Raw genomic sequence first — 19,301 nt, forward strand, 5'->3', positions numbered from 1 at the left:
CTTTTGCAATTTTTCCGGCCTGCACATTCCCGTGTCTCTGCTCATAATCCTCCATCCACTTATCCCAGTCTTCTACCTCGATCGTAAACGTGCATCTGCACTGACCTTTCCAAATCTCTGCCGGAGGTTCCTTACCAGCTTTTCATAAGAATCTCCATGCGCAAAGCCCTGCGCAATATCATTCCTTGATATTCCTTTTCTCTTCATTTCCGCTTCAAGATTATTTACTTTTACTGTAATCAATATTACTCACCTCCTTGAAATTGCGCAATTGCGCTTTTATATTATTACGATATTGCAATATGCGCAATTATCAGCATATTTTTTGCAGAATTTTGCAATTTTATATTTACTTTCTTTACGCAATATTGTAATATTGAAACAAGGAGGTAACCGACATGGAACAAAGAGCTGAAATATTAAGAAAATTAATGGCTGAAAAAAATATAAAAGTTTCTGATATAGTAAAAAAATCAGACTTGCCTTATTCAACTGTTAAAGCTATTTTAGAACGGGGCGCTGAAAAAGCGGGATATGTAAACGTATGTAAAATATGTCAAGCGATCGGCATTTCTGCTGATGATTTAGAAAAAATGATGCTAAACACGAAATATGAACCTATCACTGTCGCAGCTCATCTTGATACGTCTGATTTGACTGAAGCAGAGCAAGAAGATGTTGCAAACTATATAGAATTTATTAGAAATAAGCGCAAAAAATGATTTTGTTTCGTATAGCCACCGATCCATACATAAAAGGGGAGTTGATTATTTGAATAACTATGGAAAATTATTACACGAGGCTGATTCTAAAGGTATTTTTATAGATGAAGATTTTCCGTTATCCGAACATCTTTCCGGTTTATACATAGATGGAAATATAGCTCTATCAAACAAATTGAAAACGACAGCCGAAAAAGCCTGCGTCCTTGCCGAAGAGCTAGGCCACCATGAAACCACCGTAGGCAACATCATTGATATGTCCGTCTCATGGAACCGGAAACAGGAACGGCAGGCGCGGCTAAACGGATACCAGCGCACGATCGGGCTGATGGGGATTGTCAAGGCATACGAAGCTGGATGCCAAAATCAGTATGAAATCTCCGAATTTCTAAATGTGACGGAGGAATATCTTCTGGAATGTATAGAATGCTACCGGGATAAATATGGGATTATGACAAATATTGATAACTATACCATATACTTTATCCCAAACTTAGCAGTGATGAAAATGGTATAACCGTATCAGTATTTATATAAAAATTTAGGAAGGACAAAAATCATGGGTGAAAGAGAAAAATTAAAACAGATCATTGACGGATTGCCAGAATATAAACTTGCATATATTACAAATCTTATTCTGGATATTGCAAAAACCGATATTGAAGAAATAGAACCCGATGAATGGGATTTAGAAATGATTGAACGTGCAAAAATGGTAAATGATGGACATGGTGTTCCAATCGAGACGCTTGCGTCTGAATTAGGAGTAAAACTATGAATTATAAAATCATCATCCAAAAATCTGCTGAAAAATTTTTAAAAAAGCAGCCTCGAAAAATACAGGAACGGTTGTTAATCGCAATATACAAACTTCCAAAAGGAACAGATATAAAAAAATTGCAAGGCCATAACATGTACAGAATGAAAGTCGGAAATATAAGAATATTATATACAGTTGATGATGTGATCAAAATAATATCTGTGGAAGAGATCGATAGCCGTGGAGATATCTACAAAAGATTATAGTGGTTTGATTTGCAGCAATTGAATCTATAGTAGTAGGAAGGAGTGATATTATGCCATTACCACAAAAACAAGTTTATACATCCGAAGATTACTGGAACCTTCCGGACGGCCAGCGTGCGGAGCTGATCGATGGGAAGCTGTACGCCATGGCGCCACCGAACCGGATTCATCAAAAACTTATTATGGAACTGACATCAGTAATCCATAACCACATAAAAAATAAGTCTGGTTCTTGCGAAGTTTATCCCGCCCCGTTTGCAGTAAATCTAAACTCTAATGATAAGGTATGGGTAGAGCCGGACATCTCCGTTATCTGTGATAAAGATAAGCTGTCCGATCGGGGATGCGAAGGCGCTCCCGACTGGATCATTGAGATTACTTCCCCCAGCACCTCCCGGATGGACTATTCCATAAAACTTTTCAAATATCGTACTGCTGGGGTACGGGAATACTGGATCGTGAATCCGATAACAAAAATCGTCCAAACCTATTGCTTTGAAGGTGAGGAGGATTCATGTCAACATACCTTTGATGATCCGATACAAACTCATATATTTGATGACCTGACAATCAAAATATCTGATTTTCTACCGTAAATGAAAAACCGCCCCTGCGCCAACAGGAACGGTCTTTAGATACATCCGAAGATGTACAATCAAAATTTAGCACAAACGTATTGTATCATCTTTGGTGGCGGCCTGCAATGGACAGGCTGTTATTTTTATACCTTTTTTTCAGGAGGATGATACAATGGCACGTAAAAAGAAATACCCCAAGCTCCCCAACGGCTACGAATCCATCAAAAAACTGTCCGGAAAGCGCCGTAATCCCTATGGCGTCTATCCGCCTTCCACAGAGCTGATCGCCCCCGGCCAATACGCCCCTGTGAAAGCGATCTGCTACGTGGATGATTATATGAAGGGCTTTGCCGTCCTGACTGCCTGGCATGCCGGAACCTATTATCCGGGATTCGAACGGACCCTGAACGACTTCGACCAGAACCGGACTCTGAACAGCACCAAAGAAAGCGGAAGACGAAGAACATGGCATCCCATTTTCTGAGGACGAGCTTGCAATACTCTGGAAGCACAAGAATGATCCTATCGTGGAATTTCTTCTGATCATGTGCTATTCTGGCTACACGATAAAAGCATATGAATCTATGGAGGTGAATCTGGAACAAAAATATTTCCGGGGCGGAGTCAAAACCAATGCCGGGAAAGATCGTATTGTCCCGATACACTCTGGAATCTATGCTTTAGTAAAGCACTTTATAAAAAAGCAGGGTACAATTCTGGATATAACGCCAAACACATTTCGGAACAGGATGTATGAGACTTTGGAGCGGATCGGGATGCAGAGACATACTCCCCATGATGCCAGACACACATTTTCCATGCTCTGTGAGAAATATCAGGTGAATGAGAATGATCGGAAACGTATGCTTGGACATGCTTTCCAAGATATTACAAACAAGGTCTATGGGCACAGGACAGTTGAGGAGCTTCGAAAAGAGATTGAAAAGATTAAAATTCCAGTGAAAAACAGTACATAATTTCGTTTACGTTAGTGACAAAATTGTCCAAAAACCCCGTAAATACGGGGTTTTAATATTTTTATTTTATGAAATTATTAATAAATTATGAGCAACCCGGATTTTCTTTCATATAATAAAGAGACAGAACATCATCCTGAGAAAGGAGTTTTTCATGAGTATAAAGGGACTTGATGTCAGTGAATTTCAGGGAATTGTAGATTGGGCGCAGGTGAAAGGCGCCGGATATCAGTTCGCCATGCTGCGTGCCGGATATGGCTTCCGGACGCCGGACCAGCAGTTCCGCAGAAACGCGGCCGAATGCAATCGCATCGGACTCCCGGCAGGCGCGTACTGGTTCTGCTATGCCCTCAGCCCGGAGGATGCCAGGAAGGAGGCGGACGGATGTCTGGAGGTGATCGCCCCATACCGGATGGAATATCCTATCTGCTACGATATTGAACACGCTTCCGTAACCTATGCCGAACAAAACGGTGTAACGATCACGCCTGCGCTGGCAACCCAGATTGTAACAGCCTTCTGCGACCGGATCGAGGAGCGGGGATATTTTGCCATGTATTACAGCAATCAGAATTTCCTGGAGACCTATCTTTCCCGGGATCTGAACCGGCGCTATGCACTGTGGTTTGCCCGTTACGGCAGCCGTTACGATGGAATCGACTACGGCATCTGGCAGTACACAAGCACCGGAAGCATCCCCGGAATCGCAGGAAATGTAGACCTGGACACCGGTTATGTGGATTATGCTTCCGTCATCCGAAAAGCCGGCCTGAACCACCTGGGCAGCAAGCCGACTCCCCCGCCGAAACCCACACCGCCCCCGGCGGACTATATCACCTATGTCGTCCAGCCCGGGGATACCTTGAGTGAGATCGCGGTAAGATACGGCACCACCTACCAGGCGCTGGCCGCACTGAACAACATTTCCGATCCGAATCTGATCCACCCCGGCCAGACCATACGCGTCCCGGAAAAAAGCGGCTCCGCCCCGCGGTACTATACCATCCAGTCCGGCGACACCCTGAGCGGGATCGCGGTCCGCTTCGGGACCTCCGTCACCACCCTGATGTCCCTGAACGGAATCTCCAACCCCAACCTTATCTACGCCGGAAATGCCATACGCGTCTCCTGATCTCCTCCCCCCAGCCAGCCTCCACGGGTGCTGGCTGGACGTCCTCACATTTCCATTTGCCTTTTTCCTTCGATAGTGATAAGATATCAGGGTGAGAAAGGAGCATAAAATATGGATCAGAAAAGAAAACGACATACGAATGATAAAACTTTAATCCTGGTTCTTGTCGGTATCCTTGCCGCGGCACTTTGTGTCATAGGTGTCGTCATAGGCATCGGATTCATGAAACTCAAGGATGACAAGCCCGAAGAACCTGTAAAAAAAGCGGCTGCAGAATCCATAAAGATAGAAGAACCGGAAGTACAGCCGGAACCGGAGCCGGTCCTGGATACCGTGCCGCAGAAAATAGATTTCCAGGGATTATGGGCCATCAACCCGGATGCTTATGCTTTCATCGAAATCCCCGGCACACAGGTCAATTATCCTGTCATGCAGAGTTCCACACAGGAAGAGGATTATTATCTGAATGTCACTTTCGAGGGCGTAGCGGCACTGCCTGGCTCAATCTATTCACGAATGGTCAACGCAAAGGACTTTACCGATCCGATCACTGTCATCTATGGACATGACATGCTGGACGGTTCCTACTTCGGAGACCTGAAAAATTATATTGACAGAGGATTTTTTGATACATACCGGTATATGTATATTTACACACCGGAACTACAGCTTGAATATAAGATCATTGCAGAGGTGGTACATGACGACACACTGATCTCCGCCACCCATGACCTGAAGGTACCAGACTCCGTGCCGGCGTTTATCCAGGAGCTGCAGGGCATACCGGAGCCGCAGAACCAGTTTGCGGAGGATATGACCGTAACTCCCGAAGATCGTCTGGTCACCCTGTCCACCTGTATCGGAGACCGGCCCAACAACCGCCGCCTGATCGTTGCGAAGCTGGTCAATCAAAAACAGATCGTAAGCCAGCCCGCGGAAAATGCGGCAAATCCCACGGATCCGGCTGCAGCAGCCCCGGCCGCAGATCCGGCGGGAACCCCGGAAAATACAGGGACACCGGAAGCGCCTCCGTCATAATCAGCTGCAAGGATGGAGACAAGAGATTTTCTGAAAGCGCATAAAAAGGGGCTGTCTGGAAACAGATATATGCCCGTAAGATATTGCTGTGATTTACAATGCAGCAAAACAATATCTTGCGGGCAATCCGCACTTCCCGACAGCCCCTTTTCTATGGCTATTACTTCACCCGTTCTTCAATCCAATGGTACAGGTCCTCCGTCACCTGCTGCCGGTCCCTCTCATTGAGCAGCTCATGCCGGTCGCCTGCATACAGCCGGAGAGACACATCCCGAATCCCGGCTGCTTTGTACTTCTCATAGATCTTCCGCACTCCCTTTCCATATCTGCCCACCGGATCGTCCGTTCCGGCCGCAAACAGGATCGGCAGCGTCTTCGGAATCATGAAAACACTCTCCCTTTTCTGCATCTTCCGCATCCCCTCCAGCAAATGATAATAGGCATTCACCGTAAATACGAAGGAACATAAAGGATCCGCAACGTAAGCATCCAGCTTTTCCGGATCGCCTGTCACCCAGTCCGCGCGGGTACGGGCCGGTTTATATTTTTTATTGAAGGAGCCTGTCACCACGTTATCCACAAGCCTGCTGCGGTAATGCCATCCCCGCACCAGCGCGATCACACGGCACAGACACTGTCCAAAACGCAGTGAAATCTCCGGCTGCTCCGCCACGACGCCGATCAGCAGCGCCCCGGCAAGCCCGGTTCCATAGGTCTGGATATACTGGCGCAGCAGGATCGAGCCCATGCTGTGCCCCAGCATAAAGTAAGGAATCTCCGGATACTTTTTCATGGTACGCTGACGCAGCGTATGGATATCCGACAGCACACAGGCATTGCCATACTTCTCATGGAAAAAACCATATTCCGCCTTGCTCTGTATAGACTTCCCATGTCCCAGATGATCATTCCCCACAACATAGAATCCCTGTCCGCATAAATACTGCGCGAACTCATCATAGCGGTCGATGTACTCTACCATGCCATGGCACATCTGCAGCACCGCCTTCACTTCGCCTTCCGGCTTCCACTCAATCGTATGGATCTCCGTATTGCCATCCTTTGACGGAAAATAAAATTCGCTTTTCATGCTCCTGAACATCCCTTCCACGTGAACTATAATGGATTAGCGATCCTCCAGCTTCACATAACTGCGGTACGGCGCAAGCGGCATGTATGCCGGACGGATGATCTTGTCTACATTCGTCAGCTCTTCCAGCCGGTGCGCGCTCCAGCCTACAATACGCGCCATCGCAAAGATCGGTGTATACAACGCAGGCGGCAGATCCAGCATGCTGTAGACCAATCCGCTGTAGAAGTCTACATTGGCATTGACCCCCTTGTACATCCGGCGCTTTTCTCCGATGATCTCCGGCGCCATATGCTCTACCTTTTCATATAGAGCATACTCTTCCTGGTGTCCCTTCTCCCTTGCAAGCTGCTTCACAAAGCGCTTGAAGATATCCGCACGGGGGTCGGAAACAGAGTAGATCGCGTGTCCCATCCCGTAAATGAGCCCCCTCCTGTCAAATGCTTTCTTATCCAGGAGATCCTCCAGATACTTCCGAATCTGTTTCTCGTCCGTCCAGTCCGTAAGCGTGTTCTTCATATCCTCAAACATCTGGGTCACCTTGACATTGGCTCCGCCGTGCTTGGGCCCCTTCAAGGATGACATGGCCGCCGCGATGGTGGAGTATGTATCAGTTCCGGATGAGGTCACGACATGAGTCGTAAATGTGGAGTTGTTGCCTCCGCCGTGATCCATGTGAAGCACCAGCGCCATATCCAGGATCTTGGCCTCCAGCTTGGTATACTTGCGGTCCTCCCTGAGCATCATCAGAACATTCTCCGCAGCCGAAAGCGCCGGGTCCGGCGCATAGATGAACAGGTCCTCGCCCCGGCGGTAATTGTACGCATGGAATCCATACACCATCAGCATCGGGAACTGGCTGATCAGATTCAGGCTCTGGCGCAGCACGTTCGGAATCGTGGTGTCGTCCGCCTTGTGATCGTAGGAATACAGCTGCAGGATGCATCTGGAAATGTTATTCATCATATCCTGGCTGGGCGCCTTCATAATGACATCCCGGAAAAAATTGGGCGGCAGCATCCTGCGCTCTGCCAGCATCACCTGAAAATCCTTCAGCTCCTTTGCGTTCGGAAGCTCTCCGAACAGGAGCAGGTATGTGGTCTCCTCGAAGCCCGGATGCTTGGCATCCAGGAATCCTTTTACAATGTCCTTGATATTATATCCGCGGTAGTAGAGGCTCCCTGCGCACGGCACTTCTTCCCCGTTGACAACCTTCTTGGCACAGACATCGGATATATTAGTCAGGCCTGCAAGCACACCCTTTCCATTCAAATCACGTAGTCCGCGCTTCACCTCGTATTTTGTATACAGTTCCTTGTTGATCGTGTTGTTCTCTTCACACTTGCGGGCTAATTCCTGAATCCGGGGGCTGTTTTCAAAAAAAACGTTATCGATATCTTTCCGCATGAACCTCTCCTCCTCTTCTCAAATTCTCATGATATACTTTTCCATTATACTAAAAAAACAACGTTTGTACAATGAAATGTATATTAAATATTTATGAATAGATGGAGTCGAGGTTACTGTGAGCGCCCGGTCAGGGTGTGAACAGTAACGGAGTCGAGTTGTATTTTTCAGTGCCTTGCGCCATCCGACCTCTCATCGTCATGCGGCTTTTCCTTGAGCTGGATGCAATATTTCGCTTTATTGTTTTCCTTAGTCTATGCCGTTATTTCCGAATTTTTCCGAAATTCCTCGGCGACCTTCATGATCTCGCGGGCCGCTGACAGGTCATTTCCAAAAAGTGCCGTAATGCTTCCTGCGCTTCGGAAAGGATTCTTCATCAGGACCTGATTATCTTCGATATTTCCGTTGACCGCTATATAATCTATCATCAGACGCACGAAACGCATCTGGTTCAGGTTTAATTTTTCCTCGCTCAGAAAATCGCTGAACGCGGCATTGACCACCTCACGGTCCACGCCCACGATCTTCCTCACAAGCCGGCCGACCGGGGTGTCGCCGTATTCTTTCCGGTACTCTTCCTTCGTCCCCAGCTCTTCCCACAGGATCCGTTCCAGCTCCGCAAATTCCTCCGGCGTAAGGCGTTTATTCCGGCGAAGCTTGTACACGGCCAAATGATCCTGATGCTCTTTCAGATAATATTCCACTTTCTTTTTGTAATTTTTCAGGTCATGGGAAATGTAGATCGCTGCCCCTTCTTTTTCTTCTATAATGTTGTCTTCAAAGTCCGTATAGTAAATATGTGTTTTCTTTTTTTCAATAAATTTCAGCAGATCCCGAAGCGTTTCCCGGATGCGCTCCATATCCAGGATCGTGGCATTTTCCCAAAAATCTTCTGACAGCGCGCGTTCGATCGAATACTGCGTCGCTCTGACCTGCGGAATCGTATAGAGCCGGGAAAACTGGTCCGCCGTCTGCATGACAATTCCTATATTCCGGGTTATATTTTTACTCTGCAGCAGGGACAATTCCATACTCAGCATCAGATAGTCAAACCGCCTTGCAAGCTCATCCTCGCGCCTGGGCACCATCAACGGCGCAATATGTTCTTTTAATCCGATACGGAGGCGGTCTCCAGGTTCTGCCATTCCGATTTTTCTTTCCCTTTTTATTGGCGCGGAAATACTCAAAATTATTGCAGAAGTCAAAGATCAAAAATGCTTCCTTGTCCATTTCCGGTCTGAACAGGTCTTTGCAGAGCCGGGTTCCTCTACCGATCATCTGCCAGAATTTGGAATAGCTCCGAACCTTTTTGAAAAGGACCAGGTTCAGAATCTCCGGAATGTCGATCCCGGTATCCAGCATATCCACGGAAACCGCAATCTGCGGCAGTTTATCCTTTGTGCTGAAATCGTCGATCAGCGTGTCTGCATAGGAAATGCTGTAGTCGATCCGGCAGATAAAATCCGAACCGTACTCCGGATAATATTTTTGAAAGCACTCCACGATTGCCTGGGCGTGAGGGCTGTTTTTTGCAAATATGATCGTCTTTCCCAGCTTGTCGCCGCCCTCCACTTTCAAACCATTTTCCATCAGGGCACTCAGCACCTTGCAGATGGTGTCCTCATTGAATAGCCACTCATTGACCGCATTCCCGGAAATATCTTTGTCGATCATCTAGTCATTGCTGAAGGTTTCCTCAAATTCCTCTTTTTCCTCTTCGGAAAGCTGGTCATAATGAATGCCGTCTTCCATGATCTTCGTCTTATATTCCCTGGTGCTGTAATCCACCAGATAGCCTTCCTCCACCGCCTGATCCAGCTCGTAGGCAAAGGTCGGCACGCCCCGCTCCAGGTCGAAGATGCTATATGTTCTTTGATAAGCATCAAACTTCCCGTTATAATACTTTACATTTAAATCTCCATTTCCAGCTATCAAAACACATTCACAATCATATGAATATGTCGATATTTTCAAAGTTTCTTTGGAGCATGTAAAAAATGGATACTTTCCATCCTAAGATGCAGCATTAGCATCTAATTTTCCTGTTCGAATTTTAGTCAATTCTCCAATTCTTACTTTTTCCACTTCCGTTTATCCTCACAAATATAAGCATTACGCTATCTTCTCTTTTACCGCATCCAACATATATAAAGTATCTGGATCAATATCAATGCATTTCGAACTATCCCAGTTCCCAGATATATCCCATGCTAAAGTATCATTCATTATGGTACAGGTTTTTATAAAATATTCTTTTTCTTTCAAAACAGCAAACACTTCTTTTTCTAATAACGGTTTTACATCATAGCATACTATTTTACCGTCTTCAAAATACACATATACCGTGTAATCTTCTGTCGGAACAACCTGAATAATTTGGGGATACATATTTGCCCTCCTCACATCAATGGCGCAATTTTATTGAGTTCTTTACCATCTTTAGCTAATTCCCAATTTTGCATTAATTCGTCCTGATGCAATACACACCATGCCAAAATCAATTTTAGCTGTCGCGATGGCAATGCTCCTTTTATAACTCTAGCTTCGTCAATTTCTACCAATGCTCTATTTCCATTATATTCTGCATGGAAATGCGGTGGGTTATGATCATCATAATACATAGTTACTCTTATTCCAAAAAACAATGATATTACTGGCATCCTCTTTCTCCTTTAACAATCTCTCAAACATCTTTCTATTTGTGTTCGTAAGCCTATATACTTCTGTATATTGTATTGCGTCGGAACCAGAACCTCCGCCGCTACAGCATTGCAAAACTTTTCCATCCCACGATTTCCAAAATTTGCATGGATTGGCGCATTGTAAAAACTATTTTCTCCCACCCACACATGTGCCAGCTCATGAAGGATAGAAAACACTTTTCCATTGTCACTGTCACAGGAATTAATAAAAATCAGCGGTGCATATTTATTCACAAGAGTAAATGCCCGAAATTCATCGACACTTAATTTCCTGCGAGTGTTATTTCCAACAATTCCGCTCATCATGATAAGAACATGAAGATTCTCCATTTTTCTTTTCAAAAAACGGAGGGATTCCTTTGCATTCTGTCTGTCACTATACCAGTCAACCTGAATATTCAGTTTCTTTCGGATATCGTCTGCAACAGACATAACATCTGTCGCCCCTGCCGCACTTCCAACATACTCCAATTCTTCCTGCCCGTTTTCAACTGCATATTCAGACATCTATTCCTGAATATCTGTCATCAAATCAACTGTATCCATGAGATTCCGGCTGGGTTCGGCTATCATAGCGCTGTCAACGGCGCGATATTCAACAATCGAACATTCTTCTACAGGAGGCTTATCAAGAAAGAAATACCCAAAGGGAATATTCGTCTTTTAACTCATATCTTCTACTTGGTTAAAAGTGAGAGTCTTTTCACCGGACTGCCATTTATATCATAAATCAATCGCAGAGCCGGCAATATTTTCAAACTGAATCGTTTGCAGAATCCAGTTGATTATTTCCGGTTTTACATAAACACTTACACCAGCCATCAGACCTCCTCCTTCCAGGTAATATAGATAGTTTCATTATACTTTTCCCAAAATTGTATTTCAATCATTTTAGAAAAATATTCCTACAGCATCAGCATAGCTAAATCGCTATTTTCTCTTTTACTGCATCCTACTCATACAATGTATCCAGATCAATATCAATGCACTTTGAATTTTCTATCTTCGGACGGACTCAATGATTCTGTTCGCTTGTATCCGAAATCAAAGTCATTTGGACAGATGCATTCTTTTTTATCTGCATTTACCCAATCGTAATACTCACCCATTGAAAACCTCGGGTCAGTTTTGTTTTGCTATGTACGGAACAATCACATCGTAAAACTTCTTTGTACAGTCCGCATGGAAATTCGCCATCTGGAGCCAATCGGTTTCATTCTCAATGCTGACATTATTTAGCTGAATGTATATTTTCGAGGATTTAATATCATCACCTCGATTCCAGTGAAGCGCTGTGCCGAGTACTGCTTCGATTTCTGACTTATGCGCATACAGACTATCGAAGGCCGCTTTGTTTTCATCTTTACTGGATCTGCTGAACACTACTTCCGCACGCGCTGCATCAAAGTTTGCAACGCAGCACAGATAAAATCCTCCAACACCAAAGAAACCGTTGATCCAGTTATCTCTTGACGGATTCACATTGGAGAACGAACCTCCTGCGCCGTGCGCTTTCTGGATAATCGGAAGTGCGTATGTCCAATATCTTCTTCTCAGTTCGTATCTGCTTCCCGGTTCATCTTCATTAGCTTCTCTATCGTCTCTCAGATAGAACACCAAATCTGCCGGTTCCTCATCATAAAGCTTGAACAGACGGTTAAGGACAGAGAGCTTGCTCGCAGTGCTTGTATTTGTCCATACGTAGATACCATCACCTATTTCCATAGATTTTGTGAAAGCATCTTTATTAGTGCTGAAATGGAGCGCAATATTGTCTTCTTCAGACAAAGCCAGCTTTGTGATAACCGACTTGTCTTCAATATATAAAATCTGAATAACTTTCTGAAACATCTCTACCCAGGTTGATACCGGCTGTTCTGTATTCTTAAATGTGAACTTCGCTATCAGTCTTCCTGTCAGTTCGTCTTCATCTTCCAGTGTATAGGTATCAAGTTGTTTTTCTTCCGGCTCGAATGATGTGACCGGAGTTACCCATATGGTCAAGGCTCTGTTGGTAAGATATCCGCTACGTTCCTCCAATTCCGCCAGCGTCCACCTATCCTTTTTGGAAATCCAAGTATTCATCCGGATGCCGCTTTCATCAAAGCCATTTTGCATGGTCTTCTTTTCGGCAAATGAGCTGTTGCTATATTTCGAGTTATAGGCCGTTAACGTTAGATTTGCGATTCTATGCAGCCACTTTTCATGTATCTGCTCATAGTCATCGCCAAGTTCCTTTTGCCAGATAGGGGTAAGATGCCGCGGCATAATATGTTCAATTGAATACGTGCCATCATCACAATGGCGATAGACATCCTTATCCTCGGATGTGCCAAAATTCTCAATCCTCTCCAAGATGTAGATCTTGTTTTTGCTGTTCGTAAGAAAAACCGGTCTTTCTGCAAAGGCAGCAGAGAATTCTTCGTCATCCGGAAAGCGAGCACGTTCCTTTTTCGATAGAAGCGCATACTTGAGCTTTTCAACGTAATTATCATCAGTTCCGTCATACCGGATGATTTCCCGATGCAACATGAGAAATATCTTGTTCAGGGCATTGGTTGGAAGGTCGCAAATAGTCCTGCGGAAGAGGTAATTCTCCGTCGTTAGGAAAATATCCGTAACCTGAGCAAGCGAAATCTTATTCTCATTGTAAAGTCTTAGCACTTCAAGGAAATATGGTCTTGTTACAGTTGTTTCCAACCGATTGAGCCTTGCTATGCAAGCATCAAGAGCTTTGTTTCCGGTGCTGGTTCCAAGTAGCATCTGATAGCGTTTGGCATACGCAAGCATCTCTATCAGGAGTTGTTCCGTTTCATATTTCCCCAGTTCAACAAAATCCTTAAAGTTCGTATATATCTTCTTTTGCTGCGGAATAGCCTGCTGCTTTACGCTCAGGTAATCTCTGATGAACGCACTGACATCGTACTTCGTGCAGATCTCGATTTTATTCCAATATTTCTCATAGTAGTCCTCCTGTTCCTTAGAAGGCAATCCCATGAGAATAAAATTTCTGATTTTATCACCCTCGCTCAAATCCAGTCCGGTGGAATTAAGGCTCTCAAAAATCAGCTGAGGATTGTCCTCCATATCCAGCCGGATGTTGATAATTTCCAGACAGCAGATGGCGTCGTATAACTCATCAATGGAAATTTCTTGCTTTTGAATACGGTCATAGAAATAATTATAGTTCACTGTCAGGTTTGATTCCCGGATGTGCTCCGTCGGATCAGAAAAGAGTCTGCCAAAGGCCATCTGGTCATTCTTGACTGGCTTGAGTTTGATCCGAGTATCTTCCGGCTTCCACTTATCCACGAGGTACTCCTCGAAGATGCGCTGCTTCAGGTTTGATGTTTCCGGGGCAATAATCCCCTGATCTATCAGATTATACATGGCAAGAAATAGCAACGATACCGTAGTCAAACGCTGTTGCCCATCAATAATAAGGAATTCCTCGTTATGTCCGTCCGGGTTATATACAGAAACAAGACTTCCAAAGAAGTGGCTCTTCCGATGCCCTTTGATTATCTTTACGAGATCATCATAAAGCTGTTTGCAGTTTTCGGTTTTCCAGTCATAGTTCCGCTGATAAACTGGAATAACAAAACGCTTATCCGATCCTTCCATGTATTTCACAAATTTGCATTCCGAGCCCTTCATTCGTATTTGTCCTCCTTACTGTAACGACGGATCACTTCCAATCGGTGTAATTCCGTTCTCCTCCAACATTTCGTTAATTTCATATAGAATTCTCCGTACAGACTTCTAAGACACATTGATAAACATATTCTTCGCCTTTCATTCAATACTCCGCCGTTTTAGTTATACTCACGGCCGATGGAATCTGCCCTGAGTATCGCGTCAGCCGCAGCCGTGAAGCGGCAAAATTCCTCATGCGGCTGTGTGCATCACATTATACTAAGCGGCAGATTTATCTGGCGCTCAGTATATACTGCCACAAATCCAGAAAGTTTACTCCGCACTCAGCAGCTCCCTCAACTCCGCCATCCCTTTCTGTATCTCCTCTTCCATCTTCTCAATCCTGTCCAATATCGCCAGCGGCGGGTCATAATGTACCGCCTCATACTCAATTTCTTTATACTTATTAATCGACAGGTCGTAGTCGTTCTCCTGAATTTCTGAAAGTTTTACAAAAAAGCTCTGCTCGGTCCGCTTCCGCTCCGCCTCTTTTTCCTGGTTATGGTATCTGCGGACAATATCCGGGATGTCGTTTTCCTGCACGGGCTGGCGTTTATCATCAAGAGAAAATCCGTCCGCTTTCATATCATAGAACCAGACCTTCTCCGTTCCGCCCGCACCGGTCTTTGTAAATACCAGAATCGCCGTGGACACGCCTTCATAATCCAGGCTTCCCTTGAAGGGCGGGTTTGCCAGTACCAGTGTGTATTTCTCAAAATCCGTATTGTTTTCTGACAGGCTGTCGCAGTACTCAATACCGGGATTATCGACACCGTGGAGGAGCATATTCATCGCCCCGATCCGCAGCATCGTCCGATCCATATCGAAACCGAAAAACATATCCTCATGAAAATGTCTGTTTAATTCCGGATCGAAAAAGAGTTCTTCTTCGCGCTCCCGCAGATAGGTCCGCGCCTCTACCAGAAATCCGGCAGAACCCATGGCCGGATCACAGATCCAGTCTTTTGGATTCGGTCTGACCAGCTCCACCATCATCCGGATGATATGCCTCGGGATCCGGAACTGGCCATTGGCGCCTGCCGTCGCCACCTTGGACAGAAGGTATTCATACAGGTCGCCTTTGCTGTCCGAGTCTCCCAGCTCCAGGGAATCAATCCCATCGATCAGCTTGGTCAGCATAGCCGGAGTGGGCACCTTGAAAATAGCATCCCCCAGGTTTTATCGACTTTGTTCTTTAATTCACCTGTGATCATCTTTTATTCCGTTCCTTTGTGTTTTTTTCAATGGCAGTGCTGCATATTATTTTTATTCGAGTTTTTTATTGCTCCAGCTTATATAATACCAACTGATTGAGGCTGACGCCTTCCCGGCTTGCTTCGATTCATCATTCTACTCATCCGTTCCGTTCCAATACTGTAACATGTTCCGTGCGGATATCGTCCATCAGTTCCCAATGTATATCTTTCTTGGTATGATGGTAAACAAACCCGCATTTTTCCTGTGCGCGCCTGGACTTTTCATTTCCCTCAAAATACCCGCACCACAGCCTTTTCAGTTTTAAATCCTCAAAACCATGGCGTATCAGTTCTGTACATGCTTCCGGGATCAGTCCCTGCCCCCAGAACGGTTCCCCGATCCAATAGCCGAGCTCTCCTTCATCGTCCGGAAGCTTCATATTGCTTCGCGCGCCGACTGTAATGGCGACACATCCAATCGGCAGATGATCTGTCTTCAGGCAAACGGCGTATGTTTCTTCCTCGGCAAATACAGTTTGTATGATCTCCCGGCTGTTTTCAACGCTTGTATGTATCGGCCATCCTGCCACCGGGCCGACATTGGGGTTCTTCGCGTATTGATATAGATTTTCCGCATCATCTAATTGCCAGGACCGAAGGATCAGCCGATGTGTATATAACTCCATGAATCATTCCTCCTGTTTCACATATGTAATTCTTCTTTCTAAATATCCTTATCATATCTCTTTCCGATATTATCAATTCCATTGTTCGTTCTTTTTGCGTCTTCCCTTGGCGGATGAAAACAAAATTTTCATAACCAGATCCCTTTTTATATTTTACCAGAACCGGTGAATATTTCAACAATTTTCATAGTCATGCCGAATTGCTGAATTGCATTTCGAATTGTGATAATTTCCTTCAAGTTTCAAGCAACTGAATGTGGCGAAGGCAACCCGGTTCATATATACATTCATCGCCTTTTTATCATCCAATAAAAGATCTCCTGAAGTCTTCGAATCTGCCCGGCAGTCACTACAATATTCCCATTTTTCACAGAAATCAGCCCTTCATTCTTCCACGCGTTTTGAATCCGATACAGAGACCTCTGGCTGATTCCGACTTCATCGGCCAGATCCGCATTTTTCATCTCAATCCTGCTGTTTCCGGCGGCATCATGATGATCTTTCCAGTATTTCAAAATAAAGTAGGCAAAATGCTCACTTGTGTCATGGAAGATCAGACGGTCGGATTTGCCCGAGATATCTGTCATCTTGTTCAGAATATGTTTGATTATATATAATCCGAATCGGCCATCATGCTCCACAGCCTCCAAAAAATATTTTGCATCAATTTCGAGGACAATACATTCTTCCATCGTTTTGTTTTCTGTAAAATTAATATTAGACGCATTGGCCGCCCGGTCTATCCCACTCCATACTGGGGCTTTTTCACGTCCCAATATGTTTACCTTTCCATTCAGGGAGACCCGGTAATTGATATAGCTTCCACGAAGCACCAAATACACCAAGTCTTTTCCGTCTTCTATGTAGAATATCGGTTCTTCCTTAGCCACGGTTCGAAGGCGCATCCTGTCGTTTAGAAGGCAGCGCACCGCTTCCAGATCTGCCCGATCTTTTTGGCGCTGCACAATATTTACGATTTTATACAGATTCGAATATTCCTTTTCTTCCATAATTACCTCCGTCAAAGAGTTTTTCGCAACGATTTGAAACAGAAGAGCACAGACTTATCTGGCGCGCTTCTGTTCTAAATAGTTCTAATATTCGCCAAACTTTTTATATTTTTACAGTTTTTTTAAGCCCTTGTCAAGTGTGGCACACAACAATACGCCGGCACTTTCAATGATGGTGAATTTTTGTCCTATACTCTGCCACACGGCATAGACAGAAAAATCATTTTCGCCTTATAATAGTACCTATCAGTTGCCGCACTTGTCCGGACGGGATTTCCTTTCGCCCTTGGCGCGGCGCTGGGCGGTCTTTTGGGAAAGCATCTATTTTTCCTGGTTTCTTCTTTATTTGCAAATAAGGATCAGGCGGGCGCTGTGCAGGCATCTATCCTGCTGCTGGTTACAGCCGGCACTCTGCTTTACACGATTTATAAAGAACGGATCCGTACGCTCCGGATCTCAAATGCGGCTTCCTGCATTCTGGTCGGAGCAGCCCTCGGAACTATGTCCGCTTTTCTGGGAATCGGCGGAGGTCCGATCAATCTGGTGGTGCTGTTCTATTTCTTTTCCATGGACACCAAAACGGCTGCGGAAAATTCCCTGTATATCATCTTTTTCTCCCAGGCCACAAGCCTGATCGCCTCAGCCGTCACGAAAAGCATACCGTCTTTTCCCGTCCTTATGCTGGTTTTTATGGTCCTGTGCGGGATCGGCGGAGGGATGCTGGGACGCTCCGTGAATAAAAAGCTCCCCGCGAAACATGTAGACAGGCTTTTTATCGGACTGATGGTTGTAATTATGCTAATCTGTATTTATAATGTTTGTAACTATACTGGTTAATAACCTGCTGGAACCACTGCCAGCACCCTCATAAAATAGAACATCTTACAAAGGAGGATTTTTCCATGCCTGCAGTCAGTGTTTTAATGAAGCCTTCATCCAGCATGTGCAACATGTCATGCGATTACTGTTTTTACTGTGATGAGGCGGAAAAACGTTCACAAAAATCATTTGGTTTTATGAGTGAGCAGACGTTAAAAAATGTCATCCGCCGGACGATCCTGCGCGCGGAGGGCATGATCAGCTATGCCTTCCAGGGCGGAGAGCCTTCCCTGCGCAGACTGGATTTTTTTGAAAAAGCGGTGGCCTTTCAGAAGCAGTATAATAAAAACCATGTCCAGGTGCACAACGCTTTTCAGACGAATGGATTCGCGATCGATGAAGAATGGTGCCGATTTTTTAAGGAGCATCATTTTCTCGTCGGGCTTTCTGTAGACGGCACGAAGGAGATCCACGATTCCATGCGCCATACCAGAACCGGCGGCGGTACATTTGATCTGGTGGAGCATGCCGCCCGGCTGATGGACGATCATGACGTGGAATATAATATTCTGACTGTTGTTACCCCGCAAATCGTCCAAAATATATCCGATGTTTACCGCGCCTACAAAAAAAGAGGCTGGAATTTTCAGCAGTATATCGCCTGCCTGGATCCATTGGGGGAAGGGCACGGAACCACGCCCTATTCTCTCACCCCAGAGCTTTACGGGAGATTTTTGATCGATCTGTTTGAGCTCTGGTCCCGGGATCTGCAGACAGGCAGTCAGCCTTACATCCGGCAGTTTGAAAATTATGTCGGGCTTGCGGCAGGCTATATGGCGGAAGCCTGCGACCAGCGCGGAGTCTGCGGAATCCAGAATGTGGTGGAGGCGGACGGAAGCGTCTATCCCTGTGATTTTTATATGCTGGATGAATACAGGCTGGGGAATTTTAACGAGGACCGGCTGGATCAGATTGATGCCAGACGGAAAGAGCTGGGATTTATCGAGCGGTCGCGGCAGCTGGGCCAGGACTGCAAAGGCTGTCCCCACTTCCGGCTCTGCCGCGGAGGATGCCAGAGAAGCCGGGATTGGAATGCTTCCGGTGGATTTTATGAAAATTATTTTTGTTCGGGATATCGGATGTTCTTTGAGCGGTGCGGGGATAAGATATATGAAATCGCAAAGAAGATGAAATGATAATATACCATTTCAATTTTTTTAAA

Annotated in this window: 22 protein-coding genes and 2 pseudogenes; 11 read left to right on the forward strand and 13 right to left on the reverse strand. The window is 45.3% G+C overall.

Translation table 11 applies throughout. The features are described 5' to 3' along the window. Window positions 1–72: 72 nt before the first annotated feature. The gene (locus ACTOY7_RS10850) at window positions 73–243 is read right to left on the reverse strand and encodes a hypothetical protein (RefSeq protein ID WP_482671613.1); all 171 of its coding nucleotides are present in this window, start codon (window positions 241–243) and stop codon (window positions 73–75) included. 155 nt (window positions 244–398) lie between these two features. On the opposite strand from ACTOY7_RS10850, the gene ACTOY7_RS10855 reads away from it, so the two are divergent. The 9 genes from ACTOY7_RS10855 (at window position 399) to ACTOY7_RS10895 (ending at window position 5,473) form a co-directional block, all read left to right on the forward strand. Continuing rightward, complete coding sequence (locus ACTOY7_RS10855; RefSeq protein WP_160281826.1) at window positions 399–722, forward strand: helix-turn-helix domain-containing protein; 324 nt, start codon at window positions 399–401, stop codon at window positions 720–722. 175 nt (window positions 723–897) lie between these two features. Further along, window positions 898–1,239: a M48 family metalloprotease gene (locus ACTOY7_RS10860; protein WP_482671612.1), complete on the forward strand. Its 342-nt coding sequence runs from the start codon at window positions 898–900 to the stop codon at window positions 1,237–1,239. A 42-nt stretch (window positions 1,240–1,281) separates the two neighbouring features. After that, on the forward strand, window positions 1,282–1,500 hold the full coding sequence (locus ACTOY7_RS10865; RefSeq protein ID WP_160281824.1) for a hypothetical protein: 219 nt from the start codon (window positions 1,282–1,284) through the stop codon (window positions 1,498–1,500). Then, a complete protein-coding gene (locus tag ACTOY7_RS10870) occupies window positions 1,497–1,748 on the forward strand; it encodes a type II toxin-antitoxin system RelE family toxin (protein WP_482671611.1) in 252 nt (83 codons plus the stop codon). Before ACTOY7_RS10865 ends, ACTOY7_RS10870 begins: the two co-directional genes overlap by 4 nt. 50 nt (window positions 1,749–1,798) lie before the next feature. Further along, the gene (locus ACTOY7_RS10875) at window positions 1,799–2,344 is read left to right on the forward strand and encodes a Uma2 family endonuclease (protein ID WP_160281823.1); all 546 of its coding nucleotides are present in this window, start codon (window positions 1,799–1,801) and stop codon (window positions 2,342–2,344) included. 154 nt (window positions 2,345–2,498) lie between these two features. Then, window positions 2,499–2,810 (forward strand): hypothetical protein, encoded by a 312-nt coding sequence (locus ACTOY7_RS10880; protein ID WP_482671610.1) that lies wholly within the window; start codon window positions 2,499–2,501, stop codon window positions 2,808–2,810. Between the two features lie 43 nt (window positions 2,811–2,853). Continuing rightward, a complete protein-coding gene (locus tag ACTOY7_RS10885) occupies window positions 2,854–3,303 on the forward strand; it encodes a tyrosine-type recombinase/integrase (RefSeq protein WP_482671609.1) in 450 nt (149 codons plus the stop codon). Window positions 3,304–3,457: 154 nt separating this feature from the next. After that, the gene (locus tag ACTOY7_RS10890) at window positions 3,458–4,435 is read left to right on the forward strand and encodes a LysM peptidoglycan-binding domain-containing protein (RefSeq protein ID WP_160281822.1); all 978 of its coding nucleotides are present in this window, start codon (window positions 3,458–3,460) and stop codon (window positions 4,433–4,435) included. A 111-nt stretch (window positions 4,436–4,546) separates the two neighbouring features. Continuing rightward, complete coding sequence (locus ACTOY7_RS10895) at window positions 4,547–5,473, forward strand: class B sortase (RefSeq protein ID WP_482671608.1); 927 nt, start codon at window positions 4,547–4,549, stop codon at window positions 5,471–5,473. Between the two features lie 160 nt (window positions 5,474–5,633). Here the strand turns inward: ACTOY7_RS10895 and ACTOY7_RS10900 are convergent, their stop codons facing one another. The 12 genes and pseudogenes from ACTOY7_RS10900 to ACTOY7_RS10955 form a co-directional block, all read right to left on the reverse strand. Next, entirely contained in the window at window positions 5,634–6,563 is a 930-nt protein-coding gene (locus tag ACTOY7_RS10900) for an alpha/beta fold hydrolase (protein ID WP_394682803.1), read from the reverse strand. Window positions 6,564–6,599: 36 nt separating this feature from the next. Beyond that, a complete protein-coding gene (locus ACTOY7_RS10905) occupies window positions 6,600–7,970 on the reverse strand; it encodes a citrate/2-methylcitrate synthase (protein WP_160281819.1) in 1,371 nt (456 codons plus the stop codon). A 254-nt stretch (window positions 7,971–8,224) separates the two neighbouring features. Next, on the reverse strand, window positions 8,225–9,115 hold the full coding sequence (locus tag ACTOY7_RS10910) for a type I restriction-modification enzyme R subunit C-terminal domain-containing protein (protein WP_482672172.1): 891 nt from the start codon (window positions 9,113–9,115) through the stop codon (window positions 8,225–8,227). Further along, window positions 9,036–9,644 carry a helicase-related protein gene (locus ACTOY7_RS10915; RefSeq protein WP_482672173.1) on the reverse strand — a complete coding sequence of 203 codons (609 nt, stop codon included), beginning with the start codon at window positions 9,642–9,644 and terminating at the stop codon, window positions 9,036–9,038. Before ACTOY7_RS10915 ends, ACTOY7_RS10910 begins: the two co-directional genes overlap by 80 nt. Then, on the reverse strand, window positions 9,645–9,905 hold the full coding sequence (locus tag ACTOY7_RS10920; RefSeq protein ID WP_394682806.1) for a hypothetical protein: 261 nt from the start codon (window positions 9,903–9,905) through the stop codon (window positions 9,645–9,647). Window positions 9,906–10,082: 177 nt separating this feature from the next. Next, the gene (locus tag ACTOY7_RS10925) at window positions 10,083–10,358 is read right to left on the reverse strand and encodes a DUF2442 domain-containing protein (protein ID WP_160281818.1); all 276 of its coding nucleotides are present in this window, start codon (window positions 10,356–10,358) and stop codon (window positions 10,083–10,085) included. 11 nt (window positions 10,359–10,369) lie between these two features. Next, window positions 10,370–10,630 (reverse strand): DUF4160 domain-containing protein, encoded by a 261-nt coding sequence (locus ACTOY7_RS10930; protein ID WP_160281817.1) that lies wholly within the window; start codon window positions 10,628–10,630, stop codon window positions 10,370–10,372. Window positions 10,631–10,642: 12 nt separating this feature from the next. After that, window positions 10,643–11,179 carry an ImmA/IrrE family metallo-endopeptidase gene (locus ACTOY7_RS10935; protein WP_160281816.1) on the reverse strand — a complete coding sequence of 179 codons (537 nt, stop codon included), beginning with the start codon at window positions 11,177–11,179 and terminating at the stop codon, window positions 10,643–10,645. A 615-nt stretch (window positions 11,180–11,794) separates the two neighbouring features. Beyond that, on the reverse strand, window positions 11,795–14,329 hold the full coding sequence (locus ACTOY7_RS10940) for a DUF4268 domain-containing protein (protein WP_482672174.1): 2,535 nt from the start codon (window positions 14,327–14,329) through the stop codon (window positions 11,795–11,797). Window positions 14,330–14,641: 312 nt separating this feature from the next. After that, window positions 14,642–15,544: pseudogene (locus ACTOY7_RS10945) on the reverse strand (HsdM family class I SAM-dependent methyltransferase); the annotation flags it as partial. 178 nt (window positions 15,545–15,722) lie between these two features. Further along, the gene (locus ACTOY7_RS10950; protein ID WP_160281814.1) at window positions 15,723–16,250 is read right to left on the reverse strand and encodes a GNAT family N-acetyltransferase; all 528 of its coding nucleotides are present in this window, start codon (window positions 16,248–16,250) and stop codon (window positions 15,723–15,725) included. Between the two features lie 287 nt (window positions 16,251–16,537). Further along, complete coding sequence (locus tag ACTOY7_RS10955; RefSeq protein ID WP_482671338.1) at window positions 16,538–17,260, reverse strand: Crp/Fnr family transcriptional regulator; 723 nt, start codon at window positions 17,258–17,260, stop codon at window positions 16,538–16,540. Between the two features lie 273 nt (window positions 17,261–17,533). On the opposite strand from ACTOY7_RS10955, the pseudogene ACTOY7_RS10960 reads away from it, so the two are divergent. Both ACTOY7_RS10960 and ACTOY7_RS10965 read left to right on the forward strand, forming a co-directional pair. After that, window positions 17,534–18,097 (forward strand): annotated as a pseudogene (locus ACTOY7_RS10960) (sulfite exporter TauE/SafE family protein); the annotation flags it as partial. A gap of 65 nt (window positions 18,098–18,162) precedes the next feature. Beyond that, the gene (locus tag ACTOY7_RS10965; protein WP_482671339.1) at window positions 18,163–19,275 is read left to right on the forward strand and encodes an anaerobic sulfatase maturase; all 1,113 of its coding nucleotides are present in this window, start codon (window positions 18,163–18,165) and stop codon (window positions 19,273–19,275) included. The last annotated feature ends 26 nt before the right edge of the window (window positions 19,276–19,301 follow it).

The sequence above is a fragment of the Schaedlerella sp. genome (assembly GCF_056796775.1).

Bases quoted from the DNA above. Each gene is read 5' to 3' on its own strand.
- ACTOY7_RS10855 (WP_160281826.1), top strand. From the start codon at position 399: ATGGAACAAAGAGCTGAAATATTAAGAAAATTAATGGCTGAAAAAAAT.
- ACTOY7_RS10865 (WP_160281824.1), top strand. From the start codon at position 1,282: ATGGGTGAAAGAGAAAAATTAAAACAGATCATTGACGGATTGCCAGAA.
- ACTOY7_RS10870 (WP_482671611.1), top strand. From the start codon at position 1,497: ATGAATTATAAAATCATCATCCAAAAATCTGCTGAAAAATTTTTAAAA.
- ACTOY7_RS10875 (WP_160281823.1), top strand. From the start codon at position 1,799: ATGCCATTACCACAAAAACAAGTTTATACATCCGAAGATTACTGGAAC.
- ACTOY7_RS10880 (WP_482671610.1), top strand. From the start codon at position 2,499: ATGGCACGTAAAAAGAAATACCCCAAGCTCCCCAACGGCTACGAATCC.
- ACTOY7_RS10890 (WP_160281822.1), top strand. From the start codon at position 3,458: ATGAGTATAAAGGGACTTGATGTCAGTGAATTTCAGGGAATTGTAGAT.
- ACTOY7_RS10895 (WP_482671608.1), top strand. From the start codon at position 4,547: ATGGATCAGAAAAGAAAACGACATACGAATGATAAAACTTTAATCCTG.
- ACTOY7_RS10900 (WP_394682803.1), bottom strand. From the start codon at position 6,563: ATGAAAAGCGAATTTTATTTTCCGTCAAAGGATGGCAATACGGAGATC.
- ACTOY7_RS10905 (WP_160281819.1), bottom strand. From the start codon at position 7,970: ATGCGGAAAGATATCGATAACGTTTTTTTTGAAAACAGCCCCCGGATT.
- ACTOY7_RS10910 (WP_482672172.1), bottom strand. From the start codon at position 9,115: ATGGCAGAACCTGGAGACCGCCTCCGTATCGGATTAAAAGAACATATT.
- ACTOY7_RS10915 (WP_482672173.1), bottom strand. From the start codon at position 9,644: ATGATCGACAAAGATATTTCCGGGAATGCGGTCAATGAGTGGCTATTC.
- ACTOY7_RS10925 (WP_160281818.1), bottom strand. From the start codon at position 10,358: ATGTATCCCCAAATTATTCAGGTTGTTCCGACAGAAGATTACACGGTA.
- ACTOY7_RS10930 (WP_160281817.1), bottom strand. From the start codon at position 10,630: ATGCCAGTAATATCATTGTTTTTTGGAATAAGAGTAACTATGTATTAT.
- ACTOY7_RS10935 (WP_160281816.1), bottom strand. From the start codon at position 11,179: ATGTCTGAATATGCAGTTGAAAACGGGCAGGAAGAATTGGAGTATGTT.
- ACTOY7_RS10940 (WP_482672174.1), bottom strand. From the start codon at position 14,329: ATGAAGGGCTCGGAATGCAAATTTGTGAAATACATGGAAGGATCGGAT.
- ACTOY7_RS10950 (WP_160281814.1), bottom strand. From the start codon at position 16,250: ATGGAGTTATATACACATCGGCTGATCCTTCGGTCCTGGCAATTAGAT.
- ACTOY7_RS10955 (WP_482671338.1), bottom strand. From the start codon at position 17,260: ATGGAAGAAAAGGAATATTCGAATCTGTATAAAATCGTAAATATTGTG.
- ACTOY7_RS10965 (WP_482671339.1), top strand. From the start codon at position 18,163: ATGCCTGCAGTCAGTGTTTTAATGAAGCCTTCATCCAGCATGTGCAAC.